Genomic DNA, 12,962 nt, shown 5'->3' on the forward strand with positions numbered 1-12,962 from the left:
TCGAATCGAGAGGTGCCAAGACGGAGCTAGCGTGCCTCTTCCACCTCGCCGAAATCGGCCAGCAAGCCATCGCGCAGGGCGACGAAGTTGGCGTCGCGGCGCTGGCGCGGGTGCGCCAGGCCGACTTCCTGGATGCGCCGTACCCGTCCGGGGCGCGCTTCGAGCACTACCACGCGGTCAGCGAGGAACACGGCTTCCTCGATGTCGTGGGTCACCATCAGCATGGTGATGCCCTCGTCCAGCCACAGGCGGCGCAGTTCCTTCTGCATGTGCAGGCGCGTCAAGGCGTCGAGCGCGCCGAGCGGCTCGTCCAGCAGCAGCACCTCTGGACGCCCCACCAGGGCGCGCGCGATCGCCGCGCGCTGCGACATGCCGCCCGAGAGCTGGTGCGGATAGGCGCCGGCGAAACCGTCCAGCCCCACTCGCGCGATCTCGGCCGCTACCCGCGCGCGCCGCTCGGCGGGCGGCACATCGGTATTGGTGAAGGCGGCGGCGATGTTCTGCTCCACCGTCAGCCAGGGGAACAGGCGATGGTCCTGGAACACCAGTCCGCGCTCCAGGCGCGGGCCGGCGATCGGCTCGCCGTCCTGCAGCAGCGTCCCCTGGTAGTCGGTATCGAGCCCGGCCAGCAGGCGCAGCAGGGTCGACTTGCCGCAGCCCGAGCCGCCGACGATGGCGACGAATTCGCCTGGTTCGACGCTGAGTGAGATGTCGTCCAGCACCAGCAGCGATTCGCCGCGCAGGGGGAAGGACTTGCTGACGTGCTCGATGCGCAGGCCGCCGCCGCGCACCGGGGCGCGCGTGGACGCTTCAACGGGAATGGCAGTCATTGCAGGTTTCTCCTTGTTTTGCGCGAGGTCGCCCGGCGCGCAGGTGATACGAGAGCCAGGCCGCCAGCCAGGGCAGCAGCCAGAGCAGGAATACGTGGCGCAGGCCAATCAGGTCGCCCAGCCGGCCCGCGGCCAGCGCGCCGAGGCTGCCCGCCGCCATCCCGAACAGGGTCAGGTGGGCCGAGACGCGCGCCTTGTCCACCGGCGCATGGGCGATGCGGTCGGTGTTGACCAGCGCGTTGACGCCCAGGCCCAACCCCAGCAGCACCGAGGCGCCCAGGTAGCTGGCGGTGGTCGGCAGCAGCCCTAACAGGAGCAGCGCCGCCATGATCGCCAGGTGGGCGGCGCCGTAGAAGCGGTCGCGGTGGCGGCTGGCCAGCACCGCGCCGCCCAGGCCGAGCAGCACGGTGACGAAGCTCAGTCCCTGCACCGCCATCAGCCATACCGCGTGCTCCTTGGGCCAGTGCAGGACCTGGATCGCCAGCAGGATCGAGAACACGCCGACGCTGGACCCCGTGAAGCTGGCCAGCACCTCGAACAGATAGGTGGCGCGCACCGCCGGCAGGCGCAGCAGCTCGCCCCATTTGCTGGCGCCGCGCACCACGCCGCCCTCGCCGCGGTGGCCGGCATGCGCCGGCAGCACCTGCCAGCCGAGCACCGCCAGGATTGCGAACATCAGGGCCGAGACCAGGAAGCCGGACTGCAGGCCGAGGTGGGCCACCACGTAGTTGCCCACCAACGGGCCGGCGAACTGCATGCCGAAGGTCAGGGTGCCCTTGTACCAGCCCGCCTTGCCCTGCCCCAGCTCGGGCAGGCGCACCAGGAACACGGTGCTCATCGCCACCACCCGCAGCGCGATGCACAGGCCGACCAGGAACATCAGCAGCGCCACCCACTGCCAGCCGGGCAGCCATGGCAGGATGCAGAACAGCAGCGACAAGGTCAGGCTGACGCCTGCGTACAGGGTCTTGGGATTGCCGCGCGCCAGGATGCGCCCGGCCGGCAGCGTGCCGAGCGCCATGGCGCAGGTCTCGGCGCTGCTGATCAGGGCCAGCTGGAAGTTGCTCACGCCAAGGTGCAGGCCGAACATCGTGGCCAGCACCTTGTTCATCCCGATGGTCATCCCGGACAGCAGGGTCAGGCCGATGAAGCCTGCCAGGAAGCGCCGTAATTCATTGGCGCGGGCGGGCGCCAGCGCGGCGGGAATGGCGCCGCTCACTGCACGCTCCTGCCGCGCACCAGCAGGCGTGCGGCGCGCGTGAACACCAGGTTCAGCACCTGCGCCAGCAGCGCGATGACCAGCACCGACAGCAGCACCACGTCCATGCGGCCGGCCTGCTCGCTGGTCTGCAGCAGTGAGCCGATGCCGGGAGCCGCCGCGAACAGCAGCTCGCCGCCCAGGCAGGCCAGCCAGGCGAATACCTGGGCGTGGGTCACCCCGGTGATGATGGCCGGCAGCGCGCCGGGCAGCAGCACGTGGCGGAACATCTGGGCGCGGCTGAAGGTCAGCATGGCGCCCACTTCGCGGTAGCGCAGGTCGACCTGGCGCATGCCCTCGAAGGTATTCAGCACGGTCGGGTAAAGCGCGGCGATCCCGATGATCAGGAGCTTGGCGAACTCGCCGCTGCCGGCCCACAGGGCGATCAGCGGCACCAGCCCGAGCAGCGGCACCTGGCGGATGCTGTGGAACAGCGGCCCGACCAGGCGTTCGGCCACGCGCGACTGCGCCATCAGGGTGCCGGTCGCGATCCCCAGCAGCGCGCCCGCCACCAGGCCGGTCAAGGCGCGTTCCAGGCTGGCGCGCACGTGGAGCACCAGGCTGCCGTCGGCGAGCATCTCGCGCGCCCCGTCCCACAGCTGGCCGAGCGGCACGAACACGTAGGCGGCGCCGGCGCCGAGCCCGGAGGCCCATTCCCAGGCCAGCAGCAGGAGGAGCGGCAGCAGCAGGCCGCGCAGCGGCGCCGCAATCGCGGTGATGGGTGTCTTCATGTCTGCTTCCTCACACGCGCTGCCAGCGCATCAGCCAGGCTTCCAGCAAGCGAAAGCCGCGGTCGAGCGTGACCCCGATCAGGCCCGTCAGAATCACGCCGACCATCACCACGTCGAGCCGGAACATCTGGCGCGCCATCTCCATCATCTGCCCCAGGCCGTTCTCGGCCGCCAGCAGCTCGGCCCCGACCAGCACCATCCACGAGCGGCCCAGCGCAATCCGCACCCCCGTCAGGGTGGCCGGCACGATCGCGGGCAGCACCAGCTTGCGGATCACCTGCAGGCGGGTGAAGCGGAACATGGCCGCCACCTCGAGGTAGCGCGCCGGCAGGCTAGTCACCGCCTCATGCACCGCCAGCGCCACGATGAAGAAGCTGGCCTTGGCGACGATCACCAGCTTGAAGGTCTCGCCGATGCCGAACAACAGGATGAACAGCGGGATCAAGGCCACCGAGGGAATTTGGCGCAGCACCTGGAAGCTCGGCGCCGTATACGCGTTCAGGCGCGGCGACAGGCCGTCCAGCAGGCCGAAGGCGATGCCGCCCAGGCTGCCGATGGCGAAGCCCGAGACCAGGCGCAGCAGGCTGACCGAGACGTGTTCGCCCAGCTCGCCGCTGTCGGCCAGCTCGCCGGCCGCCGCCAGCACCTGCAGCGGCGGCACCAGGATCTGCTCCGGCGCCCAGGCCTGCGCGGTGGCGAGGATCCACAGGGCCAGGAGCAGCAGGGGCGAGGTCAGCACCGACCAGCGCCAGGCCAGCCAGCGCGCGACCAGACTGCGCCGCACCCGCGGCGGCTGCGTGCGCGGCGGCGCCGCCCTGCTAACCCGTCCCAGCGCCACCTGGGAGCGGGCCCCGGTGTCCAGGCGCAGGTCGCGCGCGCCCGGTGTCATCACGCCCGGATTCATCGCTGCGCCCAATGGTTCTGGAGTTTGAGCTGCGCCAGCGCCTGCTCCACGAACTGGGGCGCATACAGGCCGCTGGTGTCGAGCGGCTTGCCGATCAGGCGTGCCTGCTGGGCGTAACTGGCCGCTGCCGCGTAGTGGGCCCGCAGCGCCGGCGTAAAGACGGGCGCCCAGCGATCGCTCCAGGCGGTGGTGTCGCCCTCCATCTCGCGCTCGATCAGGCTGCGCGCGTGACCGGCCGCGACCTCGTGCTGGATGTAGTCTTCGCGTCCCTTGCCGCCGGCGACCGCCTGGTGCGCCTTGACGTAGGCGGTGGCGACCAGCTGCGCCAGCTGCGGGTAGCGTTTCAGGAAGGCGCTGTCGCCCCATAGTTCGGCGCGCATCTTCCAGTCCTGGGCCGCCTGCTTGCTGGACCAGATGATCTTGCCGACCTTCTTGTCCTCCAGCAGGAAGGCGTCGCTCAGGGTGAAGAAGGCGTCGGCGCTGCCGCTGGCCAGGGCCGCGGCGCCGGCCTGCGGGTTCAGGTTCAGGATCCGCACGTCGCTTTGCTTCATGCCGTTGGCGGCGAGCAGACGCGCGAACGGGAATTCCCAGGGCCGGCCGCGGTGCAGGGCGATCCTCTTGCCCTTCAGGTCCTTGATCGAGCGCGCCGTCGACCCGGTGGGCACCACCAGATAGGTGTTGTTCATGCTGCCGCCTGGGACCACCAGCTGGGTGCGCAGGCCGGAAGCATTCGCGATGATCGACGGCAGGTCGCCGTACTGGGCGAAGTCGATCGACTTGTTGGCGAAGGCTTCGTTGACCTGCACCGCCACCGAGTTGGTGGTCACCGGCACCCATTGCAGCTTGACTCCAAGCTTGCCCAGTTCGGCGGCCAGCCAGCCCTGCTCGGCCACCAATGCCGAGGAACCCGAGAACAGGGTCTTGCCGGAGGGGCCGGTGCGCGACACGGCGGCGATCCTGAGCGCATCCGGCAACGGTTCCGCCGCACCAGCCGACAGCGCGGCCAGCGCCAGCGCCCACAGGCAGGCGACGCGGCGCCAGGGAGTGAATCGTGAACCGGGCATCGTCGTCTCCTTACAGGTCGGTCGCCGGCAGCAGCGACAGCGCACGGGCCTGGTCGATCAGCTTGCTCATCTTCCACTGCTGCAGCAGCACCCCGGGGCCGAAGTCGCGCGAGCCGCCGATGGCTTCGGCCGCGATCTGGATCTTGGCGCCCTCTTCCAGCAGCAGGATGAACTCGGCGGTCTTGAGCAGGCCCTGCTTGCCCCAAACCGTGGAGCCGCCGTTGGCTTCCAGGATCGCGGTGGCGTGCGGGTTCTTCGCGATCTCGTCGAGGATGAAGTCGACTTCCGGCTGGCGGCGGTCGATGTAGACCGGGATCTCGCGGATCAGCTGGAAGCGCTGCACCGGCACGTAGCGGATCGGCAGCGTGCGGTGGGTCTGGGCCCAGGCGCCCAGCGACGGCGAATGGACGTGCGAGATGGTGGTGACGTCGGGGTGGGTGCGGAACAGCTTCAGGTAGCGCCCTGCCCCGGCGCCGCCATTGCCGGCGTAGACCGTGCCGTCCAGGCCCGCCACGGTGGCCACGAGCGGCTCGCCCTTGCGGAAGGGGCCCGGGTCGTTGACGATCACGACCAGCTCTTCGCCCGGCACGCGCTCGACGACGCCAACGGTGCCGAAGGCGGTGAGGCTGCCGGTCTCGCGCAGGACGCTGAAGGCCAGCTGCGCGTCCTTGCGGGTTTGTTCGACGAAGGCCAGCACCTTATCGCTCAGGCGCTTGGCGGTGAGGGCCTGGACTGCTTCTGCGGTAACGCTCATGTGTGTGCTCCAATGTTCGGTGAATGAATGCTTCAAGGTTTGCAAGCGCCGTGCCAGCCTTGCGGCCACAGCAACTGTTGGCTGCGCAGCAGCGGCGGCCTTTTCATGCATCTCAGTGCTGCCGCGCTGCTGCGTCTTCAACAATCAGAAGTGGTAGGTGTAGGACCCGCCGACCCGGCGCCCCGGCGCCCAGTACACGACGTCGCCGTTGGTGGTGCCCGGCACGAAGGCGGTCAGGGTGTGGTTCTTGTAGACCTTGTCCGCGATGTTGTCGGCATAGACCGTGAACACGTGGTGGCCGCCCGGCGCCGTATAGATCACGCGGGCGTTGGCCAGCGTGTAGCCCGGTTGGTTCAGCAGGTAGCGCGAGCTCGATTGCGGGTCCACGTAATAGAACTGCTTGCCGGTGAAGCGCGCGTCGGCTCCCAGCAGCACCCGGCCGCCGCTGGAGAGCGGGATCTTGTAGTCGGCCGCCAGCTGGGCGGTGACATGGGGCGAGCGCACGAATTCGTTGCCGTTGCGGCTGCCGCCGTTGTTCTGGATCTGGAAGCGGTCGAACTCGGTGCGCAGCAGGCCGACGCTGGCTTGCAGGTGCAGGGCGTCGACCGGACGTGCTTCCAGTTCCAGCTCGGCGCCCGCGACGTGCGCACGTTCCACGTTCTGCAGGTAGTTCACGGTCTGGGTCGGGTCGCCGTTGTAGACGCCCGTGATGTTGACCTGCACGTTGCGGTAGTCGTAGTAGAACAGGTTGGCGTTCAGGTTCAGGCGGCGGCCCAGCCATTCGGACTTGAAGCCCAGTTCCAGCGAATCGAGTTCCTCGGGCGCGACCGTGTTCAGCGCGCGCACGTCGGTGGCGCTGGTGTTGTAGCCGCCCGACTTGATGCCGTGGGCGTACTTGAAGTAGACCCGCTTGCTGTCGTCGATCTTGTATTGCGGGGTGAAGTCGTAGGTCCAGGCGCGCCAGGTGGTGGACGGGTTCGACGTGAAGTTGTTGCGCACGACGGCGGGCGCCGCGTAGTTGCCGCCAATGACGCTGTTCCACCAGTTGTCGACGCTGCCGAAACCGACCGAGCCCGAGGCGGCCTGCACGCGGCGCAGGTCGAGGTCCTTGGTTTCCGTGGTCCAGCGCAGGCCGAGCGTGGCCAGCAGGCGCTCGGTGATGTCGACACTGACGCTGCCAAAGGCGGCAAAGCTGCGCGTCTTGTGCCTGTACGTGGTGTTGTTGTAGCCGACCGGCTGGCTGCTGGCCAGCTGGGCGCCGGCGATCGCTTCCGGCAGGCGCGCCACGGCGGAATCCGAATCGATGGTCTCGCGGAAGTAATGCAGGCCGCTGACCCAGTTGACCCGATCCGCCTTGGGCGAGGCCAGGCGCAGCTCCTGCGAGAACTGGCGGCTGCGGGCTTGGGTTCGGCCACGCGTGATCTCCAGCGGCGAATTGTCCGAGTCGGTCAGATTGTCGTTTTCGAAATCTTCCCAGCCGGTCACCGAGGTCAGCGCATAGCCGTTGACACCGTAGTCGAGGGTCAGGTTGGCGCCGTGCTGCTCGATGTTCTGGATCGAGGGCGCATTGGTGCTGACGTCTTCCGGATCGGTGCTGGGGATGTAGTCGTTGCGGTAGACGCCGTTCGCCGCATAGCTAGCCACCGTGGTGGTCGCGCCATCGACGCGGTAGTCGCGGTAGTGCAGCGACAGGTTGGCGGTGAAGTCGGTGCCCAGCTTCGCGCGCAGCTGGGCGCGCAGCGCGTTGTCCTTCAGCTCCCCATCCTTGCCGCCCCTGAACAGGTTGTTGAAGTTGCCCTCGCGCTGCTCTTCCGAGTGGAAGGAGATGCGGCCAGTAAGCCGGTCGCCGACGATGCTGCCGCCCAGCGCGCCTTCCAGCAGCACGGTCTCATGGCTGCTGTAGTCGGCCTTGAAATAACCGTCGGTGTAATCGGTGGGCTTGCGCGAGACCACGTTAATGGCGCCGCCGGTCGTGTTCTTGCCCCACAGCGTACCCTGCGGACCGCGCAGCACCTCGACCCGCTCCAGGTCGAACAGCGGGAAACCCGTCGCGCTCGAATTGCTGATGTAGACGTCGTCGCGGTAGAAGCCGACCGGGTTCGGGAAATCGATCTGCTGCTGGCCGGCGCCGACCCCACGGATCCACCAGCGTGGGCGGCTGTGCTGCTGGGTGCCGGCCGAGGCGTTCGGCACGTAGTTGAGGATCTCGCTGGCCGAGCGGCCCACCCCTTCGGACAGCAGCTCGTCGCCACCCAGCACACTGATCGCGCTCGGCACATCCTGGGCGCGGCCTTCGCGCTTCTGCGCGGTCACGGTCACCGTCTGCAGCACCACGCCGGCGCCGGCGCCCGCCAGATCGGGCGCCACTTCGGCGGCGACCGGCGCCTCCGTGCCCGGCGCGGTGTCGGCCGGGGCGGGCGCGCTCTCGGACGCCACGGGGGGCGCGGCCTGCGCCATGCCGGCGCAGCCGCCCGCGCCGATTGCCACGGCAAAGGCGGCGCGCAGGGCGCGCACCAGCAGGGTTGGGTTGAAGACGGCTTCTTGTTTTGAACTACGCATATGCTTCCTCATGAGAGACAGTGGTTGGCTGCTTCTGTATTCGCAAGCTCCGTGCCCGGGAAGATCGCCCCTTTTCTGCTGATTTGCGCGCAATTTGGCGCGCATTCGCAAACAACTGTTGAGAATGGTGCAGTGCAGCGCGGACTGCCTGCAGCGGAAGGAACAGCTAAGAAATAGAAAAAGGCCGGATCGCTCCGGCCTCCCTGTTCTCTGCACTCGCGGTCCTAGCCGACCGCGCGCAACAACTGCTGTCCGCCCTTGCCGCGCACGAGCGGCAGCACTTCCTCGCCCACCCGGTAGGCTTCTTCCAGGTGCGGCGTACTGGCCAGGATGAACGCGTCCGCGCCCAGCTGCACCAGCTCGTCCAGGCGCTCGGCGACCTGTTCGTAGCTGCCGACGATGCCCTGGGTCTGGCCGCCGCGCAGCAGGTTGAAGCCCGACCAGACGTTCGGCTCGATGATCAGGTCGCGGTACGAGTTGAGCGTGGTCGGGCGGTTGCCGCGTTGGCGCGCCGCGCCCACCGAATCGCTGCCGTCCACGCCCAGGAACTGGTCGAGCGTGGCCTTGTCGACGTTGGCGAAACCCTTCTCCACTTCGGCCCAGGCTTCTTCCTCGGTTGCCCGCGCGACGATGTCGACCCGCACCGCGCACTTGATCTTGCGGCCCAGCTGGTCGGTTCTCTCGCGCACCCGCGCGAACTTCTCGCGCAGCTGGGCGAAGGGCTCGAGCCAGGTCAGGTAGTAGTCGGCGTGCTTGGAGGCCGAGGCCAGCGCTGCGTCGGACGAACCGGAGAAGTAAATCTCCGGGAATTCCTGCTTCGAGAGCGGATGCGCCAGGCCGGCGGCTTCCACCTGGTAGAACTTGCCCTGGTAAGAGAATGGGCCGCCGCCCCACACGCCGCGCACGACATCCAGGAATTCCGTGGTGCGGGTGTAGCGATCGTCGTGGCCGGCCGAATCGCCCCACCACAGCTGGGCCGGTCCGCCGCCGCCCGTGATCACGTTGTACAGCGCGCGACCGCCCGTAGCGCGTTGCAGGCTGGCGGTCATGCGCGCCGCCACCACCGGATTCAGGAAGCCCGGCTGGAACGGAATCATGAAGCGGAAGGTACTGGTTTCGCGCGCCAGCAGCGACGAGATCACCCAGGGTTCGTCCGTCATCGGGAATGATGGAATCAGGCCGCCCTGGAAGCCGGAGATTTCGGCCGCGTGGGCGATTTCGGCGATGTAGTCGATGTAGCTGAAGCCGCCGCTGCCGGCCGCCACGCCCGCGCCGCGCAGGTGGTCGTTACCGGGGAACCAGTCGCCGCGGTGCGGGGTGCGGGCGCGGTGCGAACTCGGCTCGCCGTGGGTGGGAATGCGCCAGAAAATGTCGATGCTCATGTCTTGTCCTTGTCGGGATGCGGTGGATTCAGGCGGCCTGGCGCTCTTGCGCGAGACGTTCGCGCAGCCGCGGCAGCAGGTGCTCGCCGAAGCGCCAAGCTTCCTCCAGGGCGGGCGTGGCGCCCAGCACGAAGCTGGAGATGCCGGCGCCGGCGTAGGCAAGCAGCCGGTCTTCCACCTGCTCGTAGCTGCCCACCAATGCCCGCTGCGCTGCCTCGCCCAGGGTCGCCGCGTCGCGCTGCGCCTCGTCCTCGGTTTCGCGCGCCACGACGTCGAGGCGCAGCCCGATCGCAAGGCTGCGGCCTTCCTGCGCCGCCAGCGCCTGAAGGCGTTCGATGGACGGACGCAGCGCTTCGAGCGGCGCGGCCTCCAGCACGTGCACGTCGGCCTGGCGCGCCGACAGGGCAAACGCCTCTTCGGTCTGTCCGTCCAGGTAGACCGGGGGCAGCGGGTTGCCCGCCAGCGGGCCGCGGAAACCGCCGCCCTGCACCTCGAAGAAGCGGCCCTTGAAGTCGAAGGGCGCGGTGGTCTGCACGCCGCGGGCCACGCTCAGGAATTCGTCGATGCGCGCCGGAATGTCCTGTTCGGCCACATAGTCGGCATGGCGGCGCCGCTTGGCGGCGTCGGCGCCGGCGCCGATCTGCCAGCCGAAGCGCCCGCCGCTGGCGCGCTGGAAGCTCACCGCGTTCTTGGCCGCGTACACGGCCGAGCCCCAGGACGCGTCGAAGCCGGCGATCAGGCGCAGGTGGCGGGTGCCGCGCGCGAGATATGCCGCGACTACCCAGGACTCGTCGCCCTCCAGGTCGTGCTGGACCAGCACGCCGTCGAAACCGGTGATGTCGGCGGCGCGCGCCACCTGGTGCAGGTAGTCGAAGTAATTGAAACGGTCGCCGCGCGGGTCGCTCACGCCGTCGGTAAAGGGCACGTGGCCCGGATGCTCGCGTTCGCCGCGGCGCGTGGCCTCGGCCCGGCCGTAGCGGCGGTCGCCGGCGGTCGGCAGTTGCCAGATGAATTCAGTCGTCATGAAAGGTCCTCTCGAATGGGTGCGCCATGGCAGGCTTGTCTCTATTTGCAGAAACCGTGCCATGGGCTGAAGCGCGCGAACTGCTGCAAATGCAGCAGCGGCTGGCCGCAAATCGACACTCAGGCCGCCTTGGGGCGCCGCGCCAGGGCCGCGTCAAAAGGACGCGCATCGATCCAGGCGCACACGTCCACCTGCGCCGGCAGGAAGTCCCAGCGCAGCAGGAAGTCGGCAAAGTCCTGCAGGCCGGCGATGTTGGTCGCCGACAGCGAGGTGTCGAGCCGCTGGTGCGCATCCTGTCCATAGGCCGCCGTCACCCAGTATTCGCTGGTGTTCGATTCGCGCGCCAGGAAGCGGCGCGTGTCGTCCGGATGGGCGCGCGCCCAGTCCTGCGCGCGCAGTACCTGGTCGACGATGTCGACCCCGACGTCGAAGTGCTGGTCCAGCAGCTGCGCATCGACCGTGAGGGTGCGCGGGGTGCCGTTATTGGCGCGCACCAGCGGCTCCGGGTGGATGCCGGTGTCGATCACGGTGTGCAGGCCGAACAGCTGCGCCAGGTGGGCCGCGCTGGCGCCCTTCAGGAAGATGGCGTCGACCTCGCCGCGCAGCAGGCCCACCAGCTCGGCCGCATGGCCGCCGCGGCGCTGGCCGCCGAAGACATTGGTGCCGGCGACCTGCTGCGCCGGCTCGTCGCTCTGGCCTGCTTCGATCACGTAGTCGATCAGCTCGACGTCGCTGACTTCCAGCCCCTCGAGACGCAGCGCGTTCTCCAGCCCGCGGATCGCCTGCGCGCGTGCGAAGTCGATCTGGGCGTTCACCCATTTCGGCAGCCCGAAGCGCCGTCCCTTGAGATCGCGCGTGCTGCGGATGCCGCTGCCCGGGAGAGTCAGGATGCGCTGGGTCTCGTCGGCCCAGGACAGCCCGATCAGGCGCGTGTCGCGGCCGGCGGCGCGCGCCCACAGGGCCGGGATGTTGCCGCCGTGGCGCACCGAATTCTGCAGCGTGTGGTCGAAGTGCGATTCGCGCACGGCGCGGTCCTGCGATTCGCGCAGCGAGCGTACGGCCACGCCGCGCTGGCCCAGGCTTTGCTCCAGCCAGCCCTGCTGCACGGCGATGCCGAGCGCGGTGGGGACGGGGCAGCGGGTGTACCACAGGGTGTCAAGCGGGGTGGCGGCGTCAATGCTCATGGAGTCTCTCCTCGGGTGGTGGGTGTCCTCCACTCGTTCGCAAGACGCGTGCCATCCGTTTGCGGCGCCTTCCTGCTGGGCTACTAGCAAGGCTTGCTGGCCGCGCAGCAGTGGCGAGCGCCGGCTGCGCCGAAAGCAGCACGCCAGTCACGGCGGGGTCCGGCACGCTTCCTGCAAGGCCTGTAGTACCGGGCTACCCGGATTCACCCTACTAGGAGTCGACTCGCATGAGCATAGAAACGATCTGGTTCACCCGCTGCCCCGTCCCCACCGCCACCGGCCTGGCCTACAAGCTGGGGTGGCTGGAGCAGGAATTCGCACCCGACGGCATCGACATCCAGACCTTGCAGGAGACCGGCGGCGAGCTGGCGCGCCACCACTACGAGCACGGCCTGCCGACCCTGATCCGCGAAGGCGGCAACTTGCTGGCGCTGCCGGCGCGCGCCCAAGGCGCGGACACGCGGCTGATCGGCCTGACCTGGATCGACGAATGGCAGGTCATCCTGGTCCGTCCCGGATCAAGCATCCGCGCGCCGGTCGACCTGAAAGGCAAGCGCCTGGCCCTGCCGGTGTTTCGCCGCATCGACATCGAGGAGAACCGGCGCGGACGCAGCATCGCGCGCGGCATGAGCCTGGCGGGCTACGCGGGCGCGCTGGCCAGCGCCGGCCTGGGCCTGCAGGACGTGACGCTGGAAGAAGTCGGCAGCCCGGAAACGCCACCCCAGGGCACGGGACCAGGCGCCTCCCTGTGGCAGGGGATCGCGGCGCTGGTGCGCGGCGAAGTCGATGCGGTGTACGTCAAGGGGGCGGCCGCGGTCGAGGCGGCGCGCGCCGCCGGCGTCGAAGTCGGGATCGACCTCGATACGCTGCCCGAGCGGCGCTTCCGGGTCAACAACGGCACCCCGCGGCCGATCACCGTGCACCGCGCCTTCCTGGAACAGCACTTCGAGCTGGTGGTGCGCTTCCTGGCCCAGACGCTGCGGGCCGCCGAGTGGGCGCGTGAGCACCGCGACGAAGTACGCGCCATCCTGCAGCAGGAGACCCATGCCGGGCGCGAGGCCGTGGCCAGCGCCTACCGCGAGGGCTTCCACACCGCGCTGGCGCCGGATTTGTCGGAAGAGCGACTCAGCCTGTTCGAGCAGCAGAAGAACTTCCAGCTGGTGCACGGCTTCCTCGACCGCGACATCGACGTGCGCGCCTGGGCGGACCACGCGCCGCTGGCGGCCGCGCACGCGCTGCTGCGCTCCACCCAGGCGCTGGCGGCTTAGCCGG

The 12,962-nt window shown here is 69.0% G+C and carries 11 protein-coding genes; 1 reads left to right on the top strand and 10 read right to left on the bottom strand.

Annotated elements, in window-relative coordinates:
- Nucleotides 1-26: 26 nt before the first annotated feature.
- The 10 genes from GV068_RS09805 to GV068_RS09850 form a co-directional block, all read right to left on the bottom strand.
- The gene (locus GV068_RS09805) at nucleotides 27-830 is read right to left on the bottom strand and encodes an ABC transporter ATP-binding protein (protein WP_159697142.1); all 804 of its coding nucleotides are present in this window, start codon (nucleotides 828-830) and stop codon (nucleotides 27-29) included.
- Complete coding sequence (locus GV068_RS09810; protein WP_159697143.1) at nucleotides 811-2,049, bottom strand: MFS transporter; 1,239 nt, start codon at nucleotides 2,047-2,049, stop codon at nucleotides 811-813. Before GV068_RS09810 ends, GV068_RS09805 begins: the two co-directional genes overlap by 20 nt.
- Nucleotides 2,046-2,819, bottom strand: a complete 774-nt coding sequence (locus GV068_RS09815; RefSeq protein ID WP_229463976.1) for an ABC transporter permease — start codon at nucleotides 2,817-2,819, stop codon at nucleotides 2,046-2,048. The genes GV068_RS09810 and GV068_RS09815 overlap by 4 nt, the downstream gene beginning before the upstream one ends.
- Nucleotides 2,820-2,829: 10 nt before the next feature.
- Nucleotides 2,830-3,723, bottom strand: a complete 894-nt coding sequence (locus GV068_RS09820) for an ABC transporter permease (RefSeq protein WP_159697144.1) — start codon at nucleotides 3,721-3,723, stop codon at nucleotides 2,830-2,832.
- Nucleotides 3,720-4,787 (bottom strand): ABC transporter substrate-binding protein, encoded by a 1,068-nt coding sequence (locus tag GV068_RS09825; protein ID WP_159697145.1) that lies wholly within the window; start codon nucleotides 4,785-4,787, stop codon nucleotides 3,720-3,722. The genes GV068_RS09820 and GV068_RS09825 overlap by 4 nt, the downstream gene beginning before the upstream one ends.
- 10 nt (nucleotides 4,788-4,797) lie before the next feature.
- Entirely contained in the window at nucleotides 4,798-5,541 is a 744-nt protein-coding gene (locus GV068_RS09830; RefSeq protein WP_159697146.1) for a class II aldolase/adducin family protein, read from the bottom strand.
- 144 nt (nucleotides 5,542-5,685) lie between these two features.
- Nucleotides 5,686-8,100 (bottom strand): TonB-dependent receptor, encoded by a 2,415-nt coding sequence (locus tag GV068_RS09835; protein WP_229463979.1) that lies wholly within the window; start codon nucleotides 8,098-8,100, stop codon nucleotides 5,686-5,688.
- Between the two features lie 224 nt (nucleotides 8,101-8,324).
- A complete protein-coding gene (locus GV068_RS09840; protein ID WP_159697148.1) occupies nucleotides 8,325-9,482 on the bottom strand; it encodes an LLM class flavin-dependent oxidoreductase in 1,158 nt (385 codons plus the stop codon).
- Nucleotides 9,483-9,510: 28 nt separating this feature from the next.
- Complete coding sequence (locus tag GV068_RS09845; RefSeq protein ID WP_159697149.1) at nucleotides 9,511-10,506, bottom strand: LLM class flavin-dependent oxidoreductase; 996 nt, start codon at nucleotides 10,504-10,506, stop codon at nucleotides 9,511-9,513.
- A 119-nt stretch (nucleotides 10,507-10,625) separates the two neighbouring features.
- Complete coding sequence (locus GV068_RS09850) at nucleotides 10,626-11,690, bottom strand: ABC transporter substrate-binding protein (RefSeq protein ID WP_159697150.1); 1,065 nt, start codon at nucleotides 11,688-11,690, stop codon at nucleotides 10,626-10,628.
- A gap of 227 nt (nucleotides 11,691-11,917) precedes the next feature.
- Between GV068_RS09850 and GV068_RS09855 the strand changes: the two genes are divergently transcribed.
- Nucleotides 11,918-12,958 (top strand): ABC transporter substrate-binding protein, encoded by a 1,041-nt coding sequence (locus GV068_RS09855; RefSeq protein ID WP_159697151.1) that lies wholly within the window; start codon nucleotides 11,918-11,920, stop codon nucleotides 12,956-12,958.
- Nucleotides 12,959-12,962: the final 4 nt, after the last annotated feature.

Origin of the sequence: Massilia sp. 9I (assembly GCF_902506415.1) — a bacterium.
Classification (GTDB): Bacteria; Pseudomonadota; Gammaproteobacteria; order Burkholderiales; family Burkholderiaceae_D; genus Telluria.

What these genes read in the sequence shown, in the direction of transcription:
- GV068_RS09855 (WP_159697151.1), top strand. Translation starts at nt 11,918, where the DNA reads ATGAGCATAGAAACGATCTGGTTCACCCGCTGCCCCGTCCCCACCGCC.
- GV068_RS09835 (WP_229463979.1), bottom strand. Translation starts at nt 8,100, where the DNA reads ATGCGTAGTTCAAAACAAGAAGCCGTCTTCAACCCAACCCTGCTGGTG.
- GV068_RS09805 (WP_159697142.1), bottom strand. Translation starts at nt 830, where the DNA reads ATGACTGCCATTCCCGTTGAAGCGTCCACGCGCGCCCCGGTGCGCGGC.
- GV068_RS09850 (WP_159697150.1), bottom strand. Translation starts at nt 11,690, where the DNA reads ATGAGCATTGACGCCGCCACCCCGCTTGACACCCTGTGGTACACCCGC.
- GV068_RS09815 (WP_229463976.1), bottom strand. Translation starts at nt 2,819, where the DNA reads ATGAAGACACCCATCACCGCGATTGCGGCGCCGCTGCGCGGCCTGCTG.
- GV068_RS09830 (WP_159697146.1), bottom strand. Translation starts at nt 5,541, where the DNA reads ATGAGCGTTACCGCAGAAGCAGTCCAGGCCCTCACCGCCAAGCGCCTG.
- GV068_RS09820 (WP_159697144.1), bottom strand. Translation starts at nt 3,723, where the DNA reads ATGAATCCGGGCGTGATGACACCGGGCGCGCGCGACCTGCGCCTGGAC.
- GV068_RS09825 (WP_159697145.1), bottom strand. Translation starts at nt 4,787, where the DNA reads ATGCCCGGTTCACGATTCACTCCCTGGCGCCGCGTCGCCTGCCTGTGG.
- GV068_RS09845 (WP_159697149.1), bottom strand. Translation starts at nt 10,506, where the DNA reads ATGACGACTGAATTCATCTGGCAACTGCCGACCGCCGGCGACCGCCGC.
- GV068_RS09840 (WP_159697148.1), bottom strand. Translation starts at nt 9,482, where the DNA reads ATGAGCATCGACATTTTCTGGCGCATTCCCACCCACGGCGAGCCGAGT.